22 protein-coding genes are annotated in these 26,567 nt (G+C 56.0%); 3 read left to right on the top strand and 19 right to left on the bottom strand.

Annotated elements, in window-relative coordinates:
• Window positions 1-62: 62 nt before the first annotated feature.
• The 6 genes from ACHZCX_RS15895 to ACHZCX_RS15870 form a co-directional block, all read right to left on the bottom strand.
• Complete coding sequence (locus ACHZCX_RS15895) at window positions 63-3,197, bottom strand: ATP-binding protein (protein WP_319588176.1); 3,135 nt, start codon at window positions 3,195-3,197, stop codon at window positions 63-65.
• Complete coding sequence (locus ACHZCX_RS15890) at window positions 3,149-4,246, bottom strand: spermidine/putrescine ABC transporter substrate-binding protein (RefSeq protein WP_319588175.1); 1,098 nt, start codon at window positions 4,244-4,246, stop codon at window positions 3,149-3,151. The genes ACHZCX_RS15895 and ACHZCX_RS15890 overlap by 49 nt, the downstream gene beginning before the upstream one ends.
• A gap of 14 nt (window positions 4,247-4,260) precedes the next feature.
• Window positions 4,261-5,385 carry a spermidine/putrescine ABC transporter substrate-binding protein gene (locus tag ACHZCX_RS15885; protein WP_319588174.1) on the bottom strand — a complete coding sequence of 375 codons (1,125 nt, stop codon included), beginning with the start codon at window positions 5,383-5,385 and terminating at the stop codon, window positions 4,261-4,263.
• Between the two features lie 315 nt (window positions 5,386-5,700).
• Complete coding sequence (locus ACHZCX_RS15880) at window positions 5,701-7,086, bottom strand: sigma-54 dependent transcriptional regulator (protein WP_319588173.1); 1,386 nt, start codon at window positions 7,084-7,086, stop codon at window positions 5,701-5,703.
• Between the two features lie 110 nt (window positions 7,087-7,196).
• Window positions 7,197-7,847 carry a response regulator gene (locus tag ACHZCX_RS15875; RefSeq protein WP_319588172.1) on the bottom strand — a complete coding sequence of 217 codons (651 nt, stop codon included), beginning with the start codon at window positions 7,845-7,847 and terminating at the stop codon, window positions 7,197-7,199.
• Window positions 7,831-9,093, bottom strand: a complete 1,263-nt coding sequence (locus ACHZCX_RS15870; protein ID WP_319588171.1) for a PAS domain S-box protein — start codon at window positions 9,091-9,093, stop codon at window positions 7,831-7,833. Before ACHZCX_RS15870 ends, ACHZCX_RS15875 begins: the two co-directional genes overlap by 17 nt.
• A gap of 344 nt (window positions 9,094-9,437) precedes the next feature.
• Here ACHZCX_RS15870 and rlmKL point away from each other — a divergent pair, with 344 nt between their 5' ends.
• The 3 genes from rlmKL to ACHZCX_RS15855 all read left to right on the top strand — a co-directional run bounded on the left by rlmKL (window position 9,438) and on the right by ACHZCX_RS15855 (window position 13,427).
• Window positions 9,438-11,645: a bifunctional 23S rRNA (guanine(2069)-N(7))-methyltransferase RlmK/23S rRNA (guanine(2445)-N(2))-methyltransferase RlmL gene (gene rlmKL / locus ACHZCX_RS15865; RefSeq protein ID WP_319588170.1), complete on the top strand. Its 2,208-nt coding sequence runs from the start codon at window positions 9,438-9,440 to the stop codon at window positions 11,643-11,645.
• Window positions 11,642-12,142 carry an NUDIX hydrolase YfcD gene (gene yfcD / locus ACHZCX_RS15860; RefSeq protein ID WP_319588169.1) on the top strand — a complete coding sequence of 167 codons (501 nt, stop codon included), beginning with the start codon at window positions 11,642-11,644 and terminating at the stop codon, window positions 12,140-12,142. Before rlmKL ends, yfcD begins: the two co-directional genes overlap by 4 nt.
• Before the next feature lie 79 nt (window positions 12,143-12,221).
• The gene (locus ACHZCX_RS15855; protein WP_319588168.1) at window positions 12,222-13,427 is read left to right on the top strand and encodes an HDOD domain-containing protein; all 1,206 of its coding nucleotides are present in this window, start codon (window positions 12,222-12,224) and stop codon (window positions 13,425-13,427) included.
• A 60-nt stretch (window positions 13,428-13,487) separates the two neighbouring features.
• Here ACHZCX_RS15855 and rph read toward each other — a convergent pair whose 3' ends face one another.
• The 13 genes from rph to tsf form a co-directional block, all read right to left on the bottom strand.
• Entirely contained in the window at window positions 13,488-14,213 is a 726-nt protein-coding gene (gene rph, locus ACHZCX_RS15850; RefSeq protein WP_319588167.1) for a ribonuclease PH, read from the bottom strand.
• A gap of 76 nt (window positions 14,214-14,289) precedes the next feature.
• Window positions 14,290-14,760 (bottom strand): Smr/MutS family protein, encoded by a 471-nt coding sequence (locus tag ACHZCX_RS15845; RefSeq protein ID WP_319588166.1) that lies wholly within the window; start codon window positions 14,758-14,760, stop codon window positions 14,290-14,292.
• 18 nt (window positions 14,761-14,778) lie between these two features.
• Window positions 14,779-16,944 (bottom strand): bifunctional (p)ppGpp synthetase/guanosine-3',5'-bis(diphosphate) 3'-pyrophosphohydrolase, encoded by a 2,166-nt coding sequence (locus ACHZCX_RS15840; protein ID WP_319588165.1) that lies wholly within the window; start codon window positions 16,942-16,944, stop codon window positions 14,779-14,781.
• A gap of 40 nt (window positions 16,945-16,984) precedes the next feature.
• Window positions 16,985-18,697 carry a proline--tRNA ligase gene (locus tag ACHZCX_RS15835; RefSeq protein WP_319588164.1) on the bottom strand — a complete coding sequence of 571 codons (1,713 nt, stop codon included), beginning with the start codon at window positions 18,695-18,697 and terminating at the stop codon, window positions 16,985-16,987.
• Window positions 18,698-18,753: 56 nt separating this feature from the next.
• Window positions 18,754-19,839: a flavodoxin-dependent (E)-4-hydroxy-3-methylbut-2-enyl-diphosphate synthase gene (gene ispG, locus ACHZCX_RS15830; RefSeq protein ID WP_319588163.1), complete on the bottom strand. Its 1,086-nt coding sequence runs from the start codon at window positions 19,837-19,839 to the stop codon at window positions 18,754-18,756.
• Window positions 19,839-20,561 (bottom strand): tRNA (adenosine(37)-N6)-threonylcarbamoyltransferase complex dimerization subunit type 1 TsaB, encoded by a 723-nt coding sequence (gene tsaB, locus ACHZCX_RS15825; RefSeq protein ID WP_319588162.1) that lies wholly within the window; start codon window positions 20,559-20,561, stop codon window positions 19,839-19,841. The genes ispG and tsaB overlap by 1 nt, the downstream gene beginning before the upstream one ends.
• Window positions 20,546-21,631 (bottom strand): RIP metalloprotease RseP, encoded by a 1,086-nt coding sequence (gene rseP, locus ACHZCX_RS15820; protein ID WP_319588161.1) that lies wholly within the window; start codon window positions 21,629-21,631, stop codon window positions 20,546-20,548. The genes tsaB and rseP overlap by 16 nt, the downstream gene beginning before the upstream one ends.
• 68 nt (window positions 21,632-21,699) lie before the next feature.
• Window positions 21,700-22,857, bottom strand: coding sequence for a 1-deoxy-D-xylulose-5-phosphate reductoisomerase (locus ACHZCX_RS15815; protein WP_324292489.1), 1,158 nt, complete (start codon window positions 22,855-22,857; stop codon window positions 21,700-21,702).
• The gene (locus tag ACHZCX_RS15810; RefSeq protein WP_319588159.1) at window positions 22,857-23,651 is read right to left on the bottom strand and encodes a phosphatidate cytidylyltransferase; all 795 of its coding nucleotides are present in this window, start codon (window positions 23,649-23,651) and stop codon (window positions 22,857-22,859) included. The genes ACHZCX_RS15815 and ACHZCX_RS15810 overlap by 1 nt, the downstream gene beginning before the upstream one ends.
• Window positions 23,652-23,657: 6 nt before the next feature.
• The gene (locus ACHZCX_RS15805) at window positions 23,658-24,422 is read right to left on the bottom strand and encodes an isoprenyl transferase (RefSeq protein ID WP_319588158.1); all 765 of its coding nucleotides are present in this window, start codon (window positions 24,420-24,422) and stop codon (window positions 23,658-23,660) included.
• Between the two features lie 24 nt (window positions 24,423-24,446).
• Window positions 24,447-25,004, bottom strand: a complete 558-nt coding sequence (gene frr, locus ACHZCX_RS15800) for a ribosome recycling factor (protein ID WP_319588157.1) — start codon at window positions 25,002-25,004, stop codon at window positions 24,447-24,449.
• Window positions 25,005-25,093: 89 nt separating this feature from the next.
• Window positions 25,094-25,801 carry a UMP kinase gene (gene pyrH, locus ACHZCX_RS15795; protein ID WP_319588156.1) on the bottom strand — a complete coding sequence of 236 codons (708 nt, stop codon included), beginning with the start codon at window positions 25,799-25,801 and terminating at the stop codon, window positions 25,094-25,096.
• Between the two features lie 87 nt (window positions 25,802-25,888).
• Window positions 25,889-26,479 carry a translation elongation factor Ts gene (gene tsf, locus ACHZCX_RS15790; protein WP_319588155.1) on the bottom strand — a complete coding sequence of 197 codons (591 nt, stop codon included), beginning with the start codon at window positions 26,477-26,479 and terminating at the stop codon, window positions 25,889-25,891.
• Window positions 26,480-26,567 lie beyond the last annotated feature (88 nt).

Genomic DNA, 26,567 nt, shown 5'->3' with positions numbered 1-26,567 from the left:
AGCCCCCAACCATGGGAACGGAGAACCCCATTTCGCCCTTGATTTATCGCCTTTTCAAATCGTTACCGGTTCAGCAATTCGTGCATTCCATGGTGCAAAGATTCCAGCCGCTCGGCAAATGGCAGGTCTTGCTTTTCCCTTATGCCGTCATGGATCTCCTGGGCTATTTCTGCCCAACCAACGAGGCCGCATTGCAACAGAGTTCCCTTGAGGGTATGAGCCGCGCGGCCAAGAGTTGTAAAATCTTCTTGCTGGAGGGCCTGCTGAGCCAATTCGAGACTGTTTGTCATACTCATCCGTGCCGATATAAGAATTTTCTCAATCAGTTCAGGCGCCATCAGGGTTGATGAGTGCAAAAACGCAACCACTTCCCGTGAAGTGGCTCTGGCTGGCGGTGCTGCTGCTTCTTTCCGAGATGCCGGCTCAAGCGTCTGTTGCAGCGTTTTCGTATTCAAACAGGCGGCAGCCCCGGTGAGTGCTCGAAGGATCTCGATCATCTGACGGGGATGAAAAGGTTTGGTCAAATAGAAATCCATGCCGGCAGCGAAACACATTGCCTGATCCCCCCCCATGGCATGGGCTGTCATGGCAATAATCGGCACATGTCGCCCTTGCAGTTTTTCGGTAAGAGGGACGCCTATAGTTTCCGGTAATTCGATGGCGAGTGGCGTTCCCGTTTCCACCGATCGGATAATGGCAGTGGTCGAAAGGCCGTCCATTACCGGCATTTGCACATCCATGAGGACGACGTCAAAAGTATCTGCAGCCAAAGCCTTCAGCGCTTCCAGGCCATTGGCGGCGGTGGTGACTCGGTTGTTCTGTTCGAGCATCATGCCGGCCACGTCGCGATTCACCTCGTTGTCATCGACAATCAGAATGGACATATCGTTGATCAGGCCATCCGGGCAGAGGGGTTGCGCCACAGTGAGTGCCGGAACCTGTTTGAAAGAGGGGTGCAGGCGAACGGTAAAATGAAAGGTGCTGCCAAGGTCCACCTGGCTTTCAACCCAAATGCGACCCTCCATCAACGCGGTCAACTGTTTGCAAATGGCCAAGCCCAAACCGGTACCCTTATATTTTCTAAGGTACGAATTGTCAGCCTGTTCAAAATTATTGAAGATCAGGGACTGTTTCTCCGATGGAATGCCGATGCCGGTATCGGCCACGGAGAAATGCAATGCGGTCTTGCCGTCGTTCTCACCGGTGTCCTCATAGACCACACCGAGGGTGATGGAGCCGGTGGGGGTAAATTTAATGGCATTGCCGACGAGATTGAGCAAGATCTGGCGTAAACGCAGGTCGTCGCCGATGAAAACCGTCGGGCAGGCGTCTGGGGCTGTGATGTGCAGTTCCAGACCATTCTCGATGGCCGTTCCCTGTAGAGTGGCAAGGATGCCCTCAAGCAGCTGGTGCAGGTCAAAGGGGCCATTATTCAACTGGAGCTGGCCGGCTTCCATTTTGGAAAAATCGAGAATGTCATTGAGAATGCCGAGCAGGCTTTCGGCCGAATGCTGCACTGTTTGCAGAAAACGCTGCCGCTTATCATCCGTTTGCGCCTGCTGGGCCAGATGGGTCATGCCGATGATCGCATTCATCGGTGTGCGGATCTCATGACTCATGTTCGCAAGGAACAGCGACTTAGCTTGGTTGGCGGTTTCTGCCGCTTCCTTGGCCTGTTGCAGCCTTTCCTCGGCGTTCTTGCGATCGGTGGTGTCTCGGCCGACGCCGGCATATTCACTGATCGACCCTTGCGCATCGAAGATCGCCCGATCTGTCCAGTGAAGCCAACGGATGTCTCCATCTGGTCGGACAACCCGGTACTCCAGGCTCCCAGCGGGGTTGTTGCTGTTGAGTGAGGCAAGCAGTTCCCTGTTCAAATTGAGATTTTCGGCAGACAGAAAGGGCAGAAGGCCAATACCAAGCAACGCCTCTCGCGGTTTCTCAAAATAGCGGCAAAAGGCCTCGTTGACGAAGGTGATGGTCCCGTCTGGCAGGTATCGGCAGACCAATTCGGTCTGGTCTTCGACAATGGCCCGATAGCGCACCTCACTCTTTTGCAGGGCCGCATTTTGCTCGGCAATGTCCTGTTGGCGCTGCTGCAAGCGGAGGGTCATGTCGTTAAAGGCCGCAGCCACCTGGCGGATTTCATCCGGTCCAGTCAAGGCAAGCCGGTGCTCCAGGTCCCCCAGGCTGATCTGTTGCACCCCTTCTTGCAGCCGGTCAATGGGCTGGAGGAATTGGCGATTGAGCAATCTGGTGATGGTGGCCGCCAGCAGGACGCTGACCAGCAAGGCAGCGACGAGCATGATCCATAAAGCACGCAGGCTGGCGGCGTGGGCTTCGGCTTGCGGTAATTCGGTCACCGCAATCCATGGGGTACCAGGAACGGGGAGCAGAGTGCCGATCACCGGTTCCCCTTGAAAATTGCGATAGGAACCGGACCACATAGCCTTATTGGTACGGATCAGCCGGATGATCTCTTCGTGATCCGCCAGGCTAATGTTGGCAAGGGCCACCTGGGGAGAGGAATGGGCGACAACCCTGCCATCCCGGTTCACCAAATAGGCAATGCCGGTCTTCCCGAAGTGAAGATTGGCAACCACTTCGTTCAGTATCTGCATCCGCAAACGGCTGGCGATCACACCTCCATCCATCACGGGAATGGAAAAAACCAGATAGGGTTCACTGGTGGAGGATAACTGCCGGTCACCGATGTAACTCTCTCCTTTGCGGGCGGTTATAAACCAGTTCGACTGGGGGATGGTGAACAGGTTAGCCAGTATGTTTTGGCTTTTCGGGGCATGCGCGAGAATCCGGCCAGCGGCATCGACATGCACGAGTTCTTGAAGAATGGGCTCGTTATGCAGCAACTGCTCAAGTTCGCTTGAAATCTCGGCCAATTCATCAAGGCCAAAAAGACGCAGAATGTTCAGCAGATGCTGCTGGCGGCTGATGAAGTCACCCACGGTTTGGGCGACCCGCTGGGTGGCCTCACGCTGACGCCCCATCCACCCCTCTTCCTCGGTTTGCCGCACGAGGAAATACAAGCCCGAGACACTGGCGACCAGCACGATGAACATGGTCGCGCCGAATACCGTCAATAACTGCCGGCGCAAACTGCCGGAGGGGTGCTGCACCTTTTCCGAATTCATTGGCCGTTTGGCAACACTGGTGGCGCGGCAAGAAAACGATCCCATGCCTGCTTGTACAAGGACTCTCCAGCTGGACTGAGTGGGAGATAAAAATGCGCCCGCCGAAGCTGCTCCGGCGATGGGAAAATCACTGGGTCATTGCGGATTTCCGGGTTAACCAGGGGAAGAGCGGCATCGTTGGCGGTGGGGTAATTTTTCTCATTGACGATCCGGGCGCTGATCTCCGGGCGCAGCAAGAAATTGATGAAAAGCTCAGCGGTATATGAGTTGGGGCTGCTCGTCGGGATTACATAGTTGTCGCTCCACAAGGGGGCCCCCTCCTTGGGGAGGATGTAGGAGATGGCCGGATTGGCCCCATGGGCCTCCTGATAATCCAGGGGCCAGCCCAAGAGAAGAGCGGCTTCGCCGCTGAGAAGCTTAGCCGCCGCTTTGGGGGTGTCGACCTCGACCCAAAGGATCGATTGTTTCAGGGCAATGAGGCGATCAACAGCGGTATTAACCTCGTCCGGGATTTCCGAATTCAGTCCGTATCCAAGCGACAAGAGGGTGATGCTGATGAGTTCCCTCGGCTGGAGGCGCAATGCCACCTGACCGGCAAAACGCGGATCCCAGAGGTCGGTCCAGCTGTTTACCGCGTTACCGATCAGATCGGTCCGTACCAGCAGCCCGGTTGTACCGTAGTGGTAGGGGACGGTGTAGCGGTTACCCGGATCAATAGCCAGATCGCGAAAATTTGCCGAGATATTTTTGAAATTTGGGACATTGCGAAAATCGATCTCGGCAAGGCGCTTGGCCCCAATCAATGAGGGGACAAACGGATTTTCCAGCACGGCCACATCGTAGACCTTGCCTTGCAAAATATTTTCGACCGCTTCTTCCTGGGATTCAAAGGTGAGGTAGGTGACCTTAACCCCATACTCCCTGGTGAAATCGTCGAGCACTGATCGGGGCATATCGTCCACCCAATCGTAGAGGACCAGCTCCTTGGCCAGGGCCGGCACAGTTTTTTTGGGAGTATCCGTATTCTCACACCCATGGATCAGGCCCATAAGCAGCAATCCGCAGAACACGGCCAACCAGCTTCGCACGAGCATGTATACATCCTCCATTAGGGATTCCCGGCCATAAATCGCGCCCAGATATCGGCGTACAGCTTTTTCCCCTCAGGGCTGAGCGGCAGGATGATGGAGCCGTTTTCCAAATCCCTGTTGGCAGGGAAAATAACCGGGTTGAAGCGTATCTCTGGCTTGACCAAGGGAAGTGCCGCATCGTTGGGTTGAGCGTATTTTTTTTCGTTGATGATGTGAGCGGTAATTTCAGGACGCAGCAAAAAGTTGATAAAGAGCTCCGCCTGCTGTTTATGGCGGCTGTTGGTGGGGATGGCATAACTTTCTCCCCAGAGAGCTGTCCCTTCCATCGGCAGGACGTAGATAACCGCGGGGTTCTCCTCATGGGCCTCCTGGAAATCTTCGGCATAACCGTGGAGGACAGCTATCTCGCCCTGGAGCAGGGCGCGGACCGCGTTATCGGCTTCAATATCGAGCATGACAACCGAGGGTTTCAATTCCAGCAGCCGCTGCAGCACAGCCTCCAGTTCTTGTGGATTTTCGGAGGCAAAGGGATACCCAAGGGATGTCAGGGTCAAGCCGATGATTTCACGGGGCTGGGCCCGCAGGCCTATCTTGCCGGCATATTGCGGATTCCAGAGATCGGCCCATCGTTTCAAGCCGTCGCCGACCAGGTCGGTTCGCACCACGAGACCAGTGGTGCCGTAGGAAGCGGGCACCGAATAGCGGTTGCCCGGGTCGATGGCCAGATCGCGAAAATTGGCTGAGATATTTTTGAAATTCGGCACCCGGGAGAGGTTGATCTCTGCCAACAACTGCTCTTTGATTAATGCTGGAAAAAGTTGATTCTCTATCAGGACCACATCATAACGATGCCCTGACCGGATGTTTTCATCAGCCTCTTCTGGGGATTGGTAGGAAAGGTATTGAATGCTGACACCAGATTCCTTCGCGAAGGCGTCGAGCACCGGTTGGGGCATGTCCTCAGCAAAAGCATAGAAGACCAATTCCTTTACCGCTGGAGGAACTGGCGGCGGCTCAGCCTCACGGCAACCGTTCAACTGGGCCAGCGCAGAGAGGGTGAGTGCCAGCCAGAGCCAAGCCGTTGTTCGCCTCCCCTTTCTCGCCGCCAGCCAACGAAATTGCGAATCAATGCCAGTCATCATCTTGTTCCGCTTGTTAAACAATCTGTTGCCGCTATTAGACCATCTCACGGTATCAGCCTGATTGTAACAGCTTGCAAGCATTTGAAACAGTAATCATTTATCAAAATAGCGCCTCCCCCGAGAGAGCGTTCACAACGCCTTCCCCATCCCGCATGCAAGTTAACTGTGCCAAGCCTTTATGCCGCTGAAGACGCCGATCACAAAGGATAATCTCCCCAAGCCTTCCTTCCCCCTTCTTGTTTGCAATAAAAAAAGGGGAGAGGCCTTGCGCTGCCGAGAAAATCCGCCGGTTCAAGCAGAAGAAGGACGAAAGGGTTACACTTCTGGATATTTCTTGATCAACTGATAGAGGCGGGTACGGGAGAGCCCGGAAAGGCGACCCGCTTCCATGATATTGCCGTCGCTTTGGTGAAGGATATTGCGGGTATATTCCCGTTCGAAGGTATCCTTGGCCTCCCGCCAGGAAAGCACGGTAGCGCCGGATGCCTGGATAAACGAGTGGACGGCCGTTTCCTTCCCTCGAACATGGGCGCGGGCGTGTGCGGTACGGATGTGCACCGGCAAGTGCTGGGTGAACAGCATGGGTGAGTAGACAGCCTGGGCAAAGGCGGATTCAACCGCCTGAGACAGCTCCCGGACATTGCCCGGCCAACTGTAGCTTGCGAGATACTCCATAAAATCGGGGAGACACTCCTTTTTTTCCTGCCCATAGCGTTGGATCAGGCGGTTCAGAAAGTGGTCGACCAAAAGCGGGATGTCACCCTCGCGTTCACTCAGAGGTGGCAGGGTCAGGGACATGCCCCGGAGTCGGTAGAGCAGGTCATCGCGAAACAAATTTTGTTCGGCCATGGCGGCCAAATCACGATTCGTGGCGCAGATCAGGCGGAAATCGCTCTTGCATTCCTCCTGACTGCCGACCGGACAGAAAGCCCGTTCCTGGAGGACACGCAAGAAACTCTTTTGGGTCGACAACGGCAACTCACCGATTTCGTCGAGAAAGAGCGTTCCCTTGTCTGCATGCCGGATCAGGCCTCGATTTGCCCTGTCAGCGCCGGTGAAGGCCCCCTTGACATGACCAAACAACACGCTTTCCACCAGCTGCTCCGGCAAGGCCGTACAATCGACCACCACAAAATTGCCGTTTCGACGATGACTGTTAGCGTGAATAGCGCGGGCAAAGGCCTCTTTACCGGTCCCTGATTCGCCGGAGATGAGGACACTGGCCTCCGCTGCCGCCGCCTTGGCCATGATTTCAAGACAGTGAGCAAACCGAGGGCTTTCACCGACCAATTGGTCGCGCTCCACGGTCTTGAGGACAGCCTTTTGGCTGGACAAGGCTTGCCGGTACTGCAAGGCCCTGGTCAGGGGGAGGGCTATCTCTTTGACAATGGAGTTTTTTTCCAGGTAGCACCAGGCTCCGTGCCGGATGGCCAGTTCCGCCCCATCCGGATCGCCTTGGCCGGTGATGATAATGACTTGTGGCTCGGAAGGAACCGAACGCAACCGGTCGATCGCCTGCAGGCCGTTACCATCGGGAAGGTAGACGTCAAGCAAGACAATGTCGTAGTTGCCTGCCACAGCTGCTTCAAGCCCTGTAGTGAGGGTGTGCATGGCGTGGGAAACATGGCGGAGGCTGTCCAACTTGTCGGCAACCGTTTCGGCAAAAAGCCGGTCATCGTCGATAATCAGAACCGCAGCCATGCACATTTCCCTTAAGAATGGGGCACCAGGTGGTACTTGACTTATCCGGAAAAACCCGAATCAAAGTCTCTTAGACATTATAGGCATTACACACGCTGGCCAGGAAAATGTCAAGGCGTCAAAAGACGGCGAACCGCAGCCAACAGCGCCTGCCTGTCCAACGGTTTCATCAGCAGCTCTGCGACCCCCAGATCGGACAATTGCTCTGTCGAGATGTGCCGATCATATCCTGTCACCATGAGCACAGGCAGATCCGGACGCACTTCATGCATGGTCCGGCACAGTGTTGCCCCCGAGACAAACGGCATGTCAAAATCGGTGAGCAACAGATCAAAGGCAAACGGATTTGCCCGTACGTTTTCCGAGGCAATCCGGCTGTCGGTCACCCCTTGCACGACGAACCCTTCCTTGAGGAGATAGCGGCTGATGATCTCAACGATATCCTTCTCGTCATCCACCACCAAAATACGCCCCGGCGTCGTGGCAAGCGCTGGTCCCCACGCTGACCGATGCTGCTTAGAATCTGCCGGAGTATCTTCAGGATTGCGAATATGGCGCACCAGATCCTCGCCCCGGCGGCAGGCTTCAAGAATCCGCTCCAGTCGCCTCTGCTCCGGCCCGGTTGCTCCCAGAGTCTCTCCGATCATCTCCGCATTGGCAAGAATGATGCTGAAGATGTTCTTAAAGGCATGTCCGTGCTCGCGAGTCAGCCTGCTGTCTTCCGGAATCAAGAGGTTCTTGCCTTCAGTTTGGCTGCTCATTGACACCACCGCCGATTACCGGAAAAAAAAGATGAAAGGTTGAACCATACCCCTGCCGACTATTGACCCTGATAATGCCGCCATGAGCTTGAATTATGCCATAGGCCACTGACAACCCCATCCCTGTCCCCTGCCCCGGTTGTTTGGTGGAAAAAAACGGGTTAAAAATCCGCTCAAGGGTGAGGTGATCCATCCCCTGCCCCTTGTCCTTGATAAAAAGGTGGGCGAATTCGCCCGCCGGCAAATCAGCGTCCACATCGGCAAACCGTTCACCCGCTCCAGGCGGGTACTGGAGGCCGATAATCAACACCCCGCCTTCAGGCATGGATTCGATGGCGTTCCGGCAGATATTGAGGATCGCCAGCTGTAGATTGACCGGATCGGCAACTACCCAGGCGGTGTCTCCGGCAAACCTGGTTTCGATCGTCAGGCCATCCGGCGCCTGTTGCCGTATCTCTCGGACGACATCCACAACAAACCCAGCAAGGTTGATCGGTTGTTCCTCTTGAACCTGCTCCCTGCTAAAAGTGAGGATCTGCCGCACCAGTTGTTGCGCCTCTGCCGCCTTTTCCAGAATTCTCTCCAGATCCCCGGCAGTCTGCGAATCGGCGTCAACGTCATCCAGGGCCAATTCACCATAACCAATGATCCCGGTAAGGATATTGTTGAATTGATGGGCAAGACCGCCTACCAAGGTGCCCATGGCCTCAAGATTCCTGGCCTGGGCCATTTGCTGTTCAAATTTCCGATTCCTCTCCTCCATCTCCCTGGCGACAGTGAGATCATGGAGAGTACTGAGCAGGCAGTTTTTGCCATTGATGGTCATCAGAGAAACAGAAAGAAGGGTCGGCACGATCACGCCAGCCTTGTTGTGAAATTCGACTTCCATGTTTCGGACCCGTCCATGTTGCTCCAACAAAGCCACCATCAGGGTTCGCTGTTCGTCGGGCCAGCACCACAAACCCAGGGCAACACTGTTCTTCCCCACCAGTTCTTCGGGTGCATAGCCTGATATTTCACAAAACACCTGATTCACGTCACGGATGGTCCCATCCCAGTCACTGATGCACATGGGAACAGTGTTGTGCTGGAAGGCCAGCGTAAAGCGATTTTCCGCATCTGCCCGCTGTTGCTCGGCCTGCCTGGAAGCGACAGAAGAACGATGCAGCAAGTGATAGAAAACAAAGAGCAGCATCGCAAGGATGCCACCGGCAACCAGCAAGGGGATAAGGGGACTCGAGAGCAAAGAAAAACCTGTCATGATCGGAAGAGAGGGGCATTTCGCACCGGCCGGCCTGGACGGCTGAGCGCGGATTATCGGGGAAGAATGCGCCGAACACCTTGTTCTTGTTTACTTCCAGGCAGAGTTTGGCTATGTTGCGGCCCTGACAACGCCTATCCTGCAAACTGATTGTCCGGGCAGATCGACGGCGGCCTCATCCTATGGTTCACACAGGTTGCCCGCCTTGTCAAGAGAATCAACGAAACGCGTCTTTCCGCTCCGGCAGCGCCCCCCGGACGCCAGCCTCTGATACCGGCATTCACGTCAGTTCCACCCTACATTGTTCATTCCGAAAAAATAGAGACTTCATGCTCCGAGCACACCCGACCGCCAAAACAAAGAAGAAACAACCCCTGCGCTTTATCGCCACCTGCGCCTCCGGCCTCGAACCGCTGGTCAGCGAAGAGATTGCCTCTTTCGGCGGTGACGAGATCGCCGAAACCCCCGGAGCGGTCTCCTGGGCCGGCAACCTGGAAACCGGCTACCGGGCCTGTCTCTGGTCGCGATTCGCCTCGCGCATCCTCCTGGAGTTAACCCGATTCGACGCCCCCGATCCGGACGCCCTCTACACCCACGCCGGCACCATCCTTTGGGATGATCATTTCACCGTCGAATCAACCTTTGCCGTGCACACTACCCTGGTCAACGCCACCCTTAACCACAGCCAATTTGCCTCGCTGCGGATCAAGGACGCCATTGTTGACCAGTTCCGCAAACGCTTCGGCAAACGTCCGGACGTGAATGCCTCTGCACCCGATATCCGCATCAACCTCCATGTCCAGGGAACCGATGCATCGCTGTCCCTGGATCTGTCAGGCGAGAGCCTGCACCGGCGCGGCTATCGCTCCGGCAGTGGCGAGGCACCGCTCAAGGAAACCCTGGCCGCAGCCATCGTCCGTCTCTCCGGCTGGCTGGAACGGGCCGAAAACGAACCCATCCTCCTGGATCCGATGTGTGGCGGCGGCACCCTGTTGATCGAAGCAGCGCTGATGCTCAGCCACAGTGCTCCAGGCCTGCTGCGTAAAACCTTTGGCTTCATGGCCTGGAACAAGCATGATCCGCAGCTCTGGGAACGGCTGACGCAGGAGGCTCTTGATCGCGAAAGTGAAAGCATTCCCGAACCCTGGCCGCAATTCATCGGCTATGACGCCGACCCCAAGGTGGTGGCCGCCGCCCGGAAAAACGTGATTGCCGCGGGTCTGCGCGATGTGATCGTCATCAAGCAGCGGCAACTGGCGCGGTTGCAGAGTCCCGGCCCCCGAGGCTGCATGTTAACCAATCCGCCCTACGGCGAGCGGCTGTCGGACAAGGAGGTGGTGAAATACCTCTATCGCTGCCTCGGGCGCACCTTTCGCGACCAGTTCGAAGGCTGGACCCTGGGCTTTTTCACCGCCAATCCCGATCTCGCCGAAATGACCGGCATCAGCTGGCAAGAGCGGCACAGGTTCTTCAATGGGCCGATCAAGTGCCAGTTGCTGGTGGGCAGGGAGAATCAGATGAACGAAAAAGCAGCGCATTCCTGGACGCTTGTTCCTCTGGAACCCGGCAGCCCTGGCGAAGACTTCGCCAACCGGCTGATCAAAAACTGCGAGACGCTGCTCCCTTGGGCAAAAGAAGAAGAGGTCACCTGTTTTCGCATCTACGACAGCGATATCCCAGAATACAATCTGGCGGTTGACCTGTACGAGGAGTGGGTCCATGTCCAGGAATACGCACCGCCGGCCAGCATTGATCAGGAAAAAGCAGAGCAGCGCTTCAGCCTGGCCCTGCAGGTGATCCGCTCGGTGTTCGAGACCCCGCGCAGCCGGCTGTTCATCAAAACTCGGCAAAAACAAAAAGGAACCCAGCAGTACCAGAAAAAGCCGGGAACCGGCTCCCTACACGAGGTCCATGAGGGCGGCGGCCGTTTTCTCGTCAATTTCACCGATTATCTCGACACCGGGCTGTTCCTTGACCACCGCATCACCAGGGCCCGCCTGGGGCAACTAGCCCAGGGCAAGACCTTCCTCAACCTGTTCGCCTACACCGGGACCGCCACGGTCTATGCCGCCATGGGCGGGGCCACCGCCACTACCACTGTCGATATCTCTGAGACCTATCTCACCCGGGCCCAAGCCAACCTGGCGCTCAACGGTTTCGGCGGGCCGCTGCACCAAACCGTTGAGGCCGATTGCATCGATTGGCTCAGGCGCAATCACGAGCGATTCGGGGTGATCTTTGTCGACCCGCCCACATTTTCCAATGCCCGTCACCGCAATCAAACCTTTGATGTCCAAAAAGATCACCCGGCCCTGCTCCGCCTGGCCATGCAGCACCTGGCCAAGGGTGGAACACTGGTTTTCTCCTCCAATTTTCGCAAATTCAAGCTCGACGAATCCCTCACCCGCGACTTTGCAGTTCGGGAGATCAGCGACGAGACCGTGCCCCCCGATTTTCAGCGCAACCGCCGCATTCACCGCTGCTGGGAGTTCCGGCACCGGGAACAACAGGATGCATCGGCAGAGCTAGCGGCATGATTGCCAATCCGGCTGAAGAGATTGTCGAGATTGTTGATCGCGACAACACTCCCATCGGTGCAGTCACCCGCCGGATCATGCGCCAGCAGAGACTCATCCACCGGGCCTCCTACATCTTGGTCTTCAACCGCCAGGGTGAGCTGTTCATCCAAAAACGTACCCTGACCAAGGATGTCTATCCCGGCTACTGGGATCTGGCCGCCGGCGGCGTGGTGCTGGCTGGCGAAAGTTATCTGATGTCAGCGGTGCGGGAGTTGCGGGAGGAATTGGGCGTCAGCGGCGTCAAGCTCAAGCTGCTTTTTGATCAGTACTTCGAGGATGAGAACAACCGGGTGTGGGGGCGTATTTTTTCCTGCATCAACGATGGTCCGTTTACCTTGCAGACGGAAGAAATCGACCATGGCCGGTTTATTCCGCTCTCCGCAATTGAGGCCCTGAACACGTCCGAACCGGTCACTCCGGACGGTATGGCGCTCCTCCGCCGGCTTCCCCAATAGGGTGCGATAGTTCTTGGTGGAGGGTTTGTTTTGCCCTATACTCCGCCTAAGATAACTTCGGAGTCATTATTGAGGCGCAATGGATGTCCATATAGCCCGGCAACCCATCTTTGATATTCATCAAAAACTGTTTGCCTATGAGCTGCTTTTCCGCCAGACCCTGGGATTGCGCCTGGGAGAACTCAGCGGTGACCGCGCCACCACCAGCCTCCTCTCCACCACCTTTCTCACTGAAGGAATCGAGAAAATTGCCGGCAACAAGCCCTGTTTCATCAATTTCACCGAAAATCTCCTGACCAGGGAGATCGCCGCCTCCTTCCCCAAAAACAAGATCATTGTTGAGATTCTCGAGGATGTCCCACCCACCGTTGATGTGCTGGAGGCCTGCCGCACCCTTTCCCAGCAGGGGTATATCCTCGCCTTGGACGATTTTATCTTCGCCAAGAATCTGCTCCCCCTGATCGAACTGGTCAACATCATCAAGATCGATTACCGACTCTCAACCACCGATGAAATCGAACGGACTCTCTACCGCCTGGCGCGTTTCAATCTCAAATTTCTGGCCGAAAAAATAGAAACCTACGAGGAATTTGAGCACGCGAGAAAACTGGGGTTTCATTATTTCCAAGGCTATTTCTTTGCCCGTCCCGAATCCCTGCGCATCACCGAGGTCGCCTCGAACAAAACTAGCCTGCTGAGTCTGCTGGCTGAGGTCAACAAGCGGCAAACCACGGCGAGCAGGCTGGAACAGATTATCGAAATCGACGTCGCCATTGCCTACAAGCTGCTGCGCTATATCAACTCGGCCTTCTTTCACCTGCTCAAGCAGGTAGAGTCGATCCATCAAGCCATCGTCTATCTGGGGGAACGGGAAATCAGGCGGTTTGTCACCCTGGTGATCATTTCGGAGCTGGCGGCGGATAAACCGACAGAATTGGTGCGGCTATCGGTGGTCAGAGCCCGTTTCTGTGAACTGCTGGCCGAAGAGTGTCAACAAAAGGAGGATGCCTCGGAGATGTTTCTCCTTGGTCTTTTTTCCTTGATCGACGCTATTCTTGACACACCAATGGCACAGATGATGGAGAAACTGCCGCTCTCCGAAGATATCAAGGAGGCACTGCTCGTCCGGCAAGGACCGCTTGCCCCCTTTCTTGATGCGGCCATAGCCTATGAAAAAGGTTTGACCGAGGAGTGCGTGCACGCACTGGACAAGCTGCAGGCAAACCCTGATAAAGTCTACGGCATCTACCTGGAAGCCATCAAATTTTCTGCCATCATCGACTGAGCGCCCCTCTCTCCTTTGCCCAGCGGTCCGCCGCTCCCAGTCCGCCCTCGAAGAGGCCGATCAACTCTTTTGTCCAGCAGTATCCTCTGTATCCCACAAAGTAAACAATTGCCGGATGCCTTCCGTGGCCAATCCCGCCATGGTCGTGAACAGTTCGGGCTGGAAAGGGGCGCCCTCGGCTGTAGTCTGCACCTCGATCCAGCGGCCGTCGCGGCTCATGACAAAGTTGGCGTCCACATCGGCGGACGAGTCCTCGGAATAGTCCAGATCCAGCACTGGTTGACCGGCAACCACGCCGGCGCTTATTGCCGCGACCGGCAGCAACAGCGGCATGGCCGGAATCTTCCCCTGCACAACCATGCCTGCAAGAGCCATCCGCACCGCCAAGGCGCCGCCGGTAATCGAGGCGCACCGAGTGCCGCCGTCGGCGTTGAGCACATCGCAATCAAGGCGCAGGGTGTGTTCGCCCAACAACCGCAGGTCGACCATCATTCGCAAGGAACGGCCGATCAGTCGCTGAATTTCATGGGTCCGGCCGGAAAGACCCGACACCGCCTCCCGCCGACCCCGGCTGTGGGTGGCGCAGGGCAGCATGCCGTATTCGGCGGTTATCCAGCCCTGCCCCTTGCCCTTAAGAAAGGGCGGCACTTTGTCTTCGACCGTGACCCCGCAGAGCACATGAGTATGCCCCATCCGGAGCAGCACCGAGCCGTCGGCATGGGGCTGCACACCGTATTCAACACTGACCGGACGCAAATCACCGGCTGGGCGATTATCGTTTCGCATAGTTTCTCCATTTACTGTCGAGTAATGTCGTCAAGAGTGAGCAGGACGCGCCAAGGAATGGCGTTTTCTGCCGGGATTACAGGATAATCAGGGTGATGCCAGGATTGGCGCGATTGAGATCGCGGTGGTCGGTTAAAAAAGGAAAGCGGCGTAGCAGTTGGCGGCCACGGCCGGAGCGTCCTTCGAACTCCTCACCAGGGATGACCTCCTTGATCCGCCCCTGCAGGCGAAAAAACTGCAAATGACGATGCACCGCCGATTTGATCGCCCCGCCCGTACCGCTCGAACCGTAGCCATGGATCAGGGTGAGCGCCTTGAGTCCTTGCCCGCTGCTGGTCGTAACTTCAGCCTCCAGCCGGTCCAAAGCCTGCTGCACCAGCGGCATGCCCTTTTCCAGGTTGACCACCCGGTGCAGCAGTCCAGGGGCACTGGGCGTGCTCGCACTGCATTCGGCCAGGCAAAAAGGGCATTGCGCCTTTCCGGACTCGACCTCATTGCCGCAGACCTCGCAGACCAGGTAGACCATCGCCTCGCTCTCTCCGCCCAAATCGCCCATCCGGCCGCGCTACCGGCGGCGGACCTCGATCACCTCGGGCATCTGGAGGAGATGCTGCTGCAGGATCTGCAGGTGTTTGAGATTGACCACATCAAGCAGGACATCGAGCTCAGCAATATTTTCCACCGTCGTACGGGCGTTCAATTCGACGATATCGGCATCGTCGGCACTGATGGTGGAGCTGATTTCAGCCAGCAGACTCTTGCGGTTTTCCGCCCGGATCTGCAGCGACGCCCGGTGGGTGGCCTGCGGCGAGCCGGACCAGGCGACCTCCAGCCAGCGGGTTGGGTCGGTGGCCGCCAGATTGGGGCACTCAGCTTTATGAACCGAGATGCCAGAACCGGTGGTGATAAAACCCAGGATGGCATCACCGGGAACCGGCCGGCAACACTGGCTGACCTTGACCAACATGCCGTCAACGCCGTCGATGTCGATGACGCTGCGCCTGCGTACGCTGACCCGGTTGCCCTCAGCGGCCCGCTGCGCCCGCTCAACCATCTCCGTCATCCGCCGTTTTTCCTCAGCTTCGCGGAATTCCTCGGGCTGCAGGGTTCGTACCAGATACGGAATGGTGAGGGAACTGTTCCCCACCCGGATCAGCATGTCCTCAAGGGAGTTACAGTTGAGCTGTTTGAGCAGTAGGCGTAAATGGCCGCTCTTCAGCAAACCGCGCAGGTTGACATCGTATTTTTTCAACTCCCGTTCGCAGATCTCGCGGCCAAGCTTGAGGGATCGTTCCTTCTCCTCCCGTCGCAGATAGTGGCGGATCCGAGTGCGGGCCCTGCTGGTTTTGACCAGTTGCAGCCAGGCACGGCGGGGATGCTGATTCTTTTGCGTCAGTATCTCGACAATATCGCCGCTTTGCAATTCATGTTTGAGCTGGACGATCTGACCATTAACCTTGGCCCCGACGCAGGTGTCGCCAACAGCAGTGTGGATGGCGTAGGCAAAATCGATCGGCGTACTCCCCCGGGGTAACTCGCGCACCTCGCCAGTGGGAGTCAGGGCAAAGACATCGGGTTTGAACAGTTCGCCCCGCACCGATTCCATGAACTCGCTCGGATCCTCGACTTCCTGGAGGGACTGGACCAGCCGCTTCAGATCTTTGAACAGACGGGCGTCGCCGCTGGTGACCTTCTGCCCTTCCTTGTAGGCCCAATGAGCGGCCACGCCCTCCTGGGCGATCCGGTCCATCTCTTGGGTACGAATCTGAATTTCGATAAAATGCCCGTGCGGGCCCGCGACTGTGGTGTGCAGCGACTGGTAATTGTTTGATTTCGGCGCACTGATCCAATCCTTGATCCGGCCCGGAACCGGTGTCCAGTCGGCATGGACAATGCCCAGGGCCTGATAGCATTCCTTGACCGTGCGGACAACAATGCGGAAGGCGACCTTATCATAGACTCGCTCCAGAGGGATTTTCTGGGCGACCAGCTTCTTGTAGATCGAATAGATGTGTTTGGGCCGGCCGATGATGCGCAATGGCTCGATTTTGTTAGCCCTGAGCTTGGAATGGAGGATCTCCAGGACCTCGTCGACATAGGCTTGGCGTTGGGCTAGGGTACTCTCAAGATGGGCGCTCAGGTCGGCATACTCAACCGGCAAGAGATACTTGAAAGACAGATCCTCCAATTCACGCTTGAGCCATTCGATACCGATGCGACTGGCTAGAGGAGCATAGAGATCCATGGTCTCCCGGGCCTTGGAGCGCCGTTCTTCCTCGTCGACAGCGTCGAGATTGAGCATGTCCTGCAGGCGGTCGGCCAGCTTGACCAGGAGGACGCGGATGTCCGCCCCCATGGCCAGGAGGAGTTTGCGGATATTTTCCGCCTCATGGGCCAGGTGCGAATTGTAGCGGACATTGGTGATCCGGGTAGCGCCGTTGACAATATTGGCAACGGATTCGCCGAATTGTTTCTTCAGCTCATCCAGAGTGGCAACGTTTTCCTTGATCACGCCATGGAGCAGGCCAGCGACAATAGTCTCCAGGTCGAGTTTCATCGAGGCGAGGCTCGAGGCCACAGCCAGGAGATGATCGACATAGGGTTCGCCGGTCACATAGTGTTGACCGGCATGTCGCTCGCTGATGAACTCGTAGGCCTTGGTTAACGGGGTCAGGTCGACCTCGTGGAGATACGCCGAGGCCAGGGAAAGAAGGGGCTTAATGTCTGACATCGTTATTGTCCGCAGTCCAAGAGAAGTGACTTCCGGAAAATCAGGAAAGGGCCTGCCGGACAAGCCCGGCAATATGATCAACGGCCCCATCCAGATCGAGAACTTGGGTCTCTCCGGTTTTGCGGGAACGCAACTCCACCTTGCCTTCCTTTTCAAAGGTCTTGCCTACGGTCAGCCGGTACGGGATACCAAGAAGATCGGCGTCGTTGAACTTGGAACCGGGCCGTTCATCGCGGTCATCGTAGAGGACATCAACGCCCTGAACCCGCAATTCGCTATACAGTCTTTCCGAAGCCTGGTTGTACGTCTCATCTTTAGGACCGAGATTGAGGAGAATGACCTGGAAGGGAGCCAACGGCACCGGGAAGATAATGCCCTTGGCGTCGTGGTTCTGTTCAATGGCCGCCGCCACTACCCGGCTAACGCCGATGCCGTAGCAGCCCATGACAAAGGGCTTCTCCTGGCCGTCACTGTCCTGGAAGGTGGCCTTCATGGCCTCGGAATAGTTGGTGCCAAGCTTGAAGATGTGCCCGACCTCGATCCCCTCTTTCAGCCGCAGACTACCGCCACAGGCAGGGCAGCGATCATCGACCGTGATCTGCCGCAGGTCGCCGACCACATAGGGCGTGAAATCGCGTCCCGGATTGACACCGGTGAGGTGCGTCCCTTTCTCGTTGGCCCCGGCCACCGCGTTGACCAGTTGCATCACTTCCTGATCCGCCACGATCCTCAGCTCCAGTCCAACCGGTCCGAGATAACCGACGGGCAGGCGGAGTTGCTGCCAGACCTGTTCCTCGTCCATAACCTCAACATCGGCGGCACCCAGCAGATTTTTCAACTTGACCGACTGCACCTCGCGGTCTCCACGGACCAACGCGGCTACTGGAGCGCCGTCGGCGAGATAGAACATGGTCTTGATCACATCAGCAGGACCGACCTTGAGAAACTCAGCCACCTTGTCGACCTTTTTCATACCCGGTGTAGCCACCTTGACCATTTCTTCCAGGGTGACTGCCGAGGTCGTCACGTCCTCCAGGGTAAGAGCTGCTTTCTCGACATTGGCCGCATAGCTGCAGGAGTTGCAGATCACCAAAGTGTCCTCACCGGTCTCGGCCAGAACCATGAACTCATGGGAAAATGAGCCGCCGATGGCACCGCTGTCTGCCTCCACCGCCCGGAACTCCAGGCCGCAGCGCTCGAAAATGCGGTAGTAGGCCTGACGCATAATCTCGTAACTGCGACTGGCGCCGGCGTCGTCGACATCAAAGGAATAGGCGTCCTTCATGACGAATTCCCGGCCCCGCATCAGACCGAAACGCGGTCGGATCTCGTCACGGAACTTGGTCTGGATCTGGTAGAGATTGATCGGCAACTGCCGGTAGGATTGCAACTCGCGGCGGGCAATATCGGTTACCACCTCTTCATGGGTCGGTCCGAGACAGTAATCGCGATCATGCCGGTCCTGGAAGCGAAGTAGCTCCGGCCCGTACTTCTTCCACCGCCCTGATTCCTGCCATAAGTCACCTGGCTGCACCATGGGCATAAGAATTTCCTGGGCGCCGGCGCGATTCATCTCCTGACGGACGATCTCGGTCACCCTTTGCAGCGCAAGAAAACCCATGGGCAGATAGGTGTACATTCCCGAGGTCAGTTTGCGGATGAACCCGCCCCGGACCAGGAGCTGATGGCTAACGACCTCGGCTTCCGATGGGGTTTCCTTGGTGGTGGGCAACAACATCTGTGAATAACGCATAGTCAATCTCCATTCGCTTGAAAACAGGGCCGGCGGCGCGTGGCCGCTTGGCGTATTCAAGTCCCTGCTTTTCTTTCGGCTTCCAGTTTATCCAGTTCCTCAAGAAAGACGGGCAGCAATTCTGCTTCCGCAACCTTCTTGTATATTTCGCCTTTTTTAAAAATAATCCCGACCCCGTGGCCGCCGGCGATGCCGATATCGGCCTCCCTGGCCTCGCCTGGTCCATTGACCACACAGCCCATGACCGCGACCTTGAGGGAAGATTGCATGGTTTGCAGGTGTCGCTCTACCTTTTCCGCCAGCGAAAAAAGATCAATTCGGGTCCGGCCGCAGGTGGGGCAGGAGATCAACTCCGGCCCCCGTTCCCGGATGCGCAGCGAGCGGAGCAGTTCAAACCCGACCCGAATCTCTTCCACCGGATCGCGGGTCAGTGATATTCTGAAGGTATCGCCGATCCCCTCGGCCAGCAAAATGCCTAAGGCCACGCTCGACTTGACCGTCCCGGCGATGAGCCCGCCCGCCTCGGTGACCCCAAGATGCAAGGGATACTCGGTCGTGCGCGCAAGCTGACGATAGCCGGCGATGGTGGTGAGGGTGTCCGAGGATTTAATCGAGATCTTGATGTCGAAAAAGCCGTGCGCCTCAAGCAGGCGGACATTACCGAGTGCACTTTCGATCAGGGCGTCCGGCCGCTCTGGAGTGGGATACCCATACTGAGTGAGCAACCCTTTTTCGATGGAACCGGAGTTGACGCCCACCCGGATCGGCACCTGGTGCAGCTTGGCAGCGGCCACCACCCGGGCCAGTTTCTCAGGTCCCCCGAGATTACCGGGGTTGATGCGAATTCCTTGGGCGCCGTGCTCCATAGACGCCACTGCCAAACGGGCATCAAAATGGATATCGGCAATCAAGGGAATGGCAATCTGCTCTCTGATTGCGGTAAGAGCATGAGCCGCCGCCATGTCCGGCACCGCTACCCGGATAATTTCGCATCCGGCGCGCTCCAACTCATGAATCTGCCGGACCGTGGCCTCGACATCGTCGGTAAGCGTATTGGTCATCGACTGAACGGCAATGGGCGCGCCGCCGCCAATGGCCACCGAACCTACATGAATTTGGCGGGTTGTTTTCCGTGTGATCATCACGCTCCTCGCACCCTCCCGTCCATACCGCGCAGACTGAGCTCCGCCTCGGAGGCACGGACATAGAGAGGGACAATTTCCTCAGCCTCGTTGGCAGCCTCCTCTGCTAACTGCCGAGCGCCGCAAAAACCGATCGCCGCTGCCCGAGGATGAAGAAAGCCAGAGGGGTTGGATCGGATAAGCGGATGCGCGGCGAAAAGGGACTGACACGCTTGGACGCCGGGGCCGATCACCAGGGTCGGCTCGTCTATATGGTGCGCAAGTTCTTCCGGCCCCAAGACAAGGAAAGGGCTGGTCCGGCGACAGCGCTCCGCCTCGTACCGGTAAAACGCAGCATACACTTGTTGTTTTCGTGCATCGAGCAGACAGCAGATCGGCAGGTCGGTCGTTGTCGTCTGCAATGCCAGACCGTCAAGGGTGGGAACAGCCAATAAAGGGGTACCCGCTGCCATGGCAATCCCTTTCGCAGCCGCCATGCCGATGCGCAGCCCGGTAAACGAACCCGGCCCCTGGCTGACGGCCACAGCGGCCAGTTCGCTCCAATCGATGTCGGTCGCTGCCATCATGGCGGCGACCGATCCCAACAAGCGCCGCGAGTGGGTAACCTCCGGCTGCAAGGTGTATTCGGCCAGCAGTTTTCCCGATTCGCCGACACCTCGAGTCAGGGCGACACCACCACAGCCGGTCGCCGTCTCAATGGCCAGGATCAGGACACCAGCCATCTTTTGACCAATCGAACGATATCATTATAAAAAACGAAAACCATCAGGGTGCCGAGAATGGCGATGCCAACCTTCTGGCTGATTTCCATGGTCCGGTCACTCAAGGGACGGCGACGAACAGCTTCAAACGAGAGAAACACCAGATGGCCGCCATCGAGCACCGGCACGGGCAGCAGGTTGAGAATGCCGAGATTGACGCTCAACAGTCCCATGAAATAAAGCAGGTTCATCCAGCCGGCCTCCATCTGCTGGCCAGCCAGTTCGGCTATGCGAATCGGCCCGCCCAGTTCGCTGGCGGGGATGACTCGCTGGATCATCTTGACGATGCCCATAACTGTCAGGTAACTGAGATTCCAGGTCTGAATCAAGGCTGCTTCGCACGATGCGCCGATGGTGGCGTCTTTATAGCGGATGTCGTCGCTGCGGACAATACCCAGCATGTAGCGTTCACCGACCTCCTCGCCAAAAAGATTTTTCATCTTCTGCATGGTCGGCTTGGCGGTAATGGTCAGTTCCTGTCCCAGACGGTCTACAACCAGCGTCACTTCCTGTCCGCGACTGTCCTTGATACTCTCGGAAACGTGGGTCCAGGAAGTGGTGGGGGTGCCGTTGATGGACCGGACAAGGTCGCCGGCCTTAATCCCCACCTGATCGGCCACGGAACCAGCAGTCACCTCGCCGATTTTGGTGGAATCCACCGGTTCGGGGATGCCCGCAAAGATGAATATGAAAAAAAACAAGACAATAGCAAACAATAAATTGAACAAGGGGCCGCCGAAAACGATACCAAAGCGCTGCCAAACAGCCTTGTGGGAAAACGATCGGTGCTCGTCCTCCGGGCGGACCTCCTCGCCCTGCTGTTCGCCGTACATTTTGACATATCCTCCGAGAGGAAAGGCACTGATGAGGTATTCGGTCTCTCCCCATTGCCGACCGATCAGCTTGTTGCCAAATCCCAAGGAGAATTTGAGGACTTTGACGCCAAAGGCCTTGGCCAGTAAAAAGTGGCCAAGTTCATGGACAAAAATAAGAACACCGAGAACAAGAATGAAAGACAGGACGGAATTCATGATATTTGAAAGAAAGAGGTAGAAAAAGAATTAAATAAGGCGGTTACGGCCAGTGGTTGCGCTTGTGCTCAGGCGAGACCAATCTCTCGCTCTGCGAGGGTCCGTGCCTCCTGATCCGCAGCGAGAATAGCCTGCAGGTCTAACTCATCAGCTTGTGTGGTCTTTGTCAGAACCGCGCCGACTATTTCAGCAATCTGGGTAAAACCGATGCGGCCGGCAAGAAAGGCCTCCACGGCAACCTCGTTGGCGGCATTGAGGGCCGCAGGCTTCACGCCGCCCATGGCCAGGGCATCGTATGCCATTTGCAAGGCGGGAAAGCGTTGATGGTCCGGTTGTTCAAAGGTAAGTCCGCCGCATTGCGCCAGGCTGAGACGGGACAAACCCAACTCAAGTCTTTCCGGGTAGGAAAGGGCATAGGCGATGGGGATCCGCATATCCGGTATACCCAACTGGGCCACCACCGAACCATCCTGGTATTCGACCAAGGAATGGACAATCGATTGGGGGTGCACCACAACCTCAATCTGGTCCGGACTGACGTCAAAGAGCCAGCGAGCCTCGATCACCTCTAAGCCTTTATTCATCAACGTGGCGGAATCGATAGAAATTTTCCGCCCCATGGTCCAGTTGGGATGGGCCAACGCCTGGTCCGAAGTCGCGGCAGCCAAGGCATCAGAGGTCCAGGTGCGAAAGGGCCCGCCGGAAGCGGTGAGAATAATTCGAGCCACATCCTCCCTACGGCCGGCTTCAAGCGCCTGAAAAATGGCGCTGTGCTCTGAGTCAATGGGTAACAGACGCACCCCGTACTCATGGACCGCTTCCATAATCAGGCGACCGGCCATGACCAGAGTTTCCTTGTTGGCCAGCCCGAGATCTTTGCCAGCACGAATGGCGGCGAGTGCTGGTAGCAGGCCGACCGCCCCGACCACGGCAGAAACCACCATGTTGGCTGAAGGCAATGATGCCACCAGACAGTTGCCTTCCAAGCCAGAGACAATCCGGGAACGATACGCAGGGGGAAGCAGTTGCGATAAAGTTTCAACCAGAGCCGGATCCCCCACGGATACACATTCCGGTTTAAATTCCAGCACCTGTTTGGCCAGCAGATCAACGTTTCGACCAGCCGAGAGCCCGACAATTCGAAATTGTCCGGGAAACTGCCGAACCACCGCTAAAACATTTTCACCAATCGAACCGGTGGATCCAAGCAGTGAAAGGGCCTTCATCACAGAATCCCAAAACGGAGCAGATAATACAGAACAGGACCAGTGAGCAGGAGACTGTCTATGCGGTCAAGCAGGCCTCCGTGACCAAAGAGAATGGTTCCCGAATCTTTAACGCCAACTGATCGTTTGATCATCGATTCAGTTAAATCACCGGCGATCCCGATAGTAACCAATAGAATCGCCACAATAAAAAGGATCAGTGGATCGGCTTGTGCGGGAAAAAAGAGATTGATCCCCTCGGCAGCGGCGACACCGGCAACCACCCCGCCGATTCCGCCGGCCACGGTCTTCTTCGGACTGATCTGGGGGAATAGCTTTCGCTGCCCAAAAGCCCTCCCGGCATAATAAGCCCCGGTATCCGACCCGGCGACAATTCCCACGAGCATGGTCAACCAAAACGCGCCTTGCGGGAGAAAACGGATAAGGGCAATATGGGCTAGGCAGAGCGAGATATAGACACAGGCAAAACCGCTGCAACTGGTGTATTTGAGCACATCGTCGATGACGCCGTACCCATGGAGCGCCACCGCAACCATGACAAGCAAACTAGCGATCACCCCGGCGAGCACTGCGTCACTTTGCCCGAAGAAGGCTGCTAGAACCGGAAAAAGGCAGAAACTAATCGTTGCATACAGACGCCAACCATGAAGCGAAGCCATGGCCATGCGGAAAAATTCATGGAGTGCCAAACAAGCTCCGCTGACAATAACGGCCCAAAACAGGTGGACTGGCCCCCAAAAAAGCAGGAACAGCCAACCACCAGCCATGAGAATTCCAGGGATGACGCGGCTCATCGCTCTTTACTCGCCATCAGTTGCGCCCCGACCTTCCCGAATCAGTTGCGCCCCGACCTTCCCGAATCTGCGCTGCCTGTGGTTGAAGATGTTAATCGCTTCCAGGAATTGGGCTTTTTTGAAATCAGGCCACCGTGTTTCGGTGAAATAGAGTTCGGCATAGGAGGCCTGCCAGAGGAGAAAGTTGGACAGGCGATGCTCGCCGCCGGTGCGAATCAGTAGATCCGGATCGGGCTGACCGGCTGTGAACAGATGGTCACTGATGGTGGTTTCGGAAAGCGTACGCCAATCAAGGACACCCTCCTGACACTCTTTCGCTATTTCTTGAAATGCCAGCACAAGTTCACTACGGCCACCGTAACTCAAGGCCAGATTTAAGGTCATACTCCGGCACTCCCGAGTGTCATCGATGGTCTGCTGAAGAATCGCTCGCACATCCGCCGGTAGGCGATCCTGCTGCCCAAGGCAAAGCAGACGAATATCATTGCGCACCATAGTGCGCAACTCCGACTGGAGATAGCTTTTCAACAAGCCCATCAAACCGCTCACTTCGCCGGAGGGCCGATTCCAGTTCTCCGTCGAAAAGGCGTAGAGGGTGAGCACTTCAACGCCGATTTCGCGCGCTGTTTCGACTATCTCCCGGACGGAATCGACGCCCGCCTTGTGTCCGAATAATCGCGGGCGGTGCCGTTCCTCAGCCCAGCGTCCGTTACCGTCCATGATGATGGCAACATGGCGGGGAACGGGCGTATTTGTATCGAGCTCAACCACGATTGCCGAAGAGAAGAGGGCGCATCAAACCGCCATCACTTCTTTTTCCTTCCCCCCGGTGATATCGTCGACCTGGGTGATATAACCATCGGTCACCTTTTGCGCGTCTTCCTGCAAACGAAACATTTCGTCTTCGGAAATATCTTTGTCTTTTTTCAATTTTTTCAAGGACTCGTTGGTATCACGACGAACATTGCGAATGGCGACTTTATACTCTTCACCAATCTTTTTCACCTGTTTGACCAGTTCTTTCCGACGTTCACCAGTGAGCGGTGGGATGGTCAGGCGAACGACGTTGCCATCACTTTGTGGAGTCAGCCCTAATCCGGAACCGAGGATCGCTTTCTCAATGGCAGGCAGAAGTTGTGGATCCCATGGCTTAATGGCAATCATGTTATTCTCGGGTATCGTCATGGTTCCCACTTGGTCCATGAGCATCTGAGATCCGTAGGCATTCACCTTAATACCGTCAAGCAGAGAAAGTGACGCCCGACCGGTCCTAATCTTCACCAGTTCCCGTTTAAGAGCATCAATACTCGAAGCCATTTTCTCTTTAAGTTGATCAATGATTGCGTTTGTCATGGGACCCTCGGACAGCCTTATGTTGAGCTCAATGATAGGAACCAGAATACACCAGTCGCCCGTTTGAGAGATGAGCGAGACGAATGTTCTCAGTTGGTGATCAGCGTACCGACGTCTTCTCCCATGACAGCCTTGACGATGTTCCCAGGCTTGGTCATGTCAAAAACGAAAATAGGCAGATCATTGTCTCGGGCAAGCGAAATCCCGGCGGCATCCATTATCCGGAGGTCATCGCGCAGTACAGTGGAATAAGTGAGCGTATGGTAACGGACGGCATTCGCCTCTTTTTCCGGATCACGGTCGTAAACGCCGTCAACCCTGGTGGCTTTCATAATTACATCAGCCTTAATTTCCAGGGCTCGCAAGACGGCGGCGGTGTCGGTAGTAAAATAGGGATTGCCAGTTCCGGCCGCAAAGATAACGATCCTTTTTTGTTCCAAGTGCTCAAGAGCCTTTAGCCGCTCATACGGTTCACACACGTTCAACATAGTGATGGCCGACATAACTTTGGCGGGAATCCCCTGGCTTTCGAGTCCATCCTGCACGGCCAGAGAATTCATCACCGTGCCCAACATGCCCATATTGTCCGCGGAACTCCGATCCATGCCACTGGCAGCTCCTGAAACTCCGCGAAAAATATTGCCAGCTCCGACAACAAGGCCCAATTCGATTTTGAGATGGTGCAGAGCCTGTATTTCCTGCGATAAAAACTTTATCACCTCAGTACTTATGCCATAGGCTCTATCACCCATCAGCGCTTCCCCGCTGATTTTCAAGAGTACTCGTTTAAATTTCATCCTGTCGCCCCCTGCGACTCATCCGAAACCTGATCGAGGCGACGGATAAAAAGTACTTTGATTCCTCAAATCGCTGAAACGTAAACCTCAACCGATCTGAAAACGGGCGAATTTTTTTATCGAAATATTCTCACCCATTTTAGCCACCAGTTCGTTCAATAAATCCTGAACGGACAGTTGGTCATTTTTTACATACTTTTGTTCCATGAGACAAATCTCGGCAAGATATTTTTCGACTTTTCCAACAACCATCTTCTCAACTATCTGCTGAGGTTTACCTGACTCAAGGGCTTGGTTGACATAAATATCCTTCTCACGTTGGAGAACTTCGGGTGGCACATCGTCCCGATTGACGGCAACCGGGTTGGCGGCAGCAATATGCATGGCAACGTTTTTGGCAAACGCCTTGAAATCGTCCGTTTTGGCAACGAAATCGGTTTCACACCCGACTTCCACCATGACGCCGAGCTTGCCACCTGCATGGATATAGGCCTCCACCACACCTTCTCTAGTTTCCCGACCTGCGCGTTTGGCAGCAACTGCCAAGCCCTTCTGCCGAAGGAAGTCGACAGCCTTTTCCATGTCACCTGAGGTTTCAGTCAACGCTTTTTTGCAGTCCATCATGCCGGCATTGGTCTTGTCCCGAAGCTCTTTCACCATCTGGCTTGTAATAGTCACGATATACTCTCCTTTTTACAGAAAACTGGATCCTTTCAATACCAATAAAGAAGTCAGCAACACATGGAAGAACCGACAAAAAAATATT

Origin of the sequence: uncultured Desulfobulbus sp. (assembly GCF_963662935.2) — a bacterium.
Lineage (GTDB): Bacteria > Desulfobacterota > Desulfobulbia > Desulfobulbales > Desulfobulbaceae > Desulfobulbus.
Note: the sequence above shows the minus strand (reverse complement) of the source record. Positions and strands in the feature narration are given on the sequence as shown.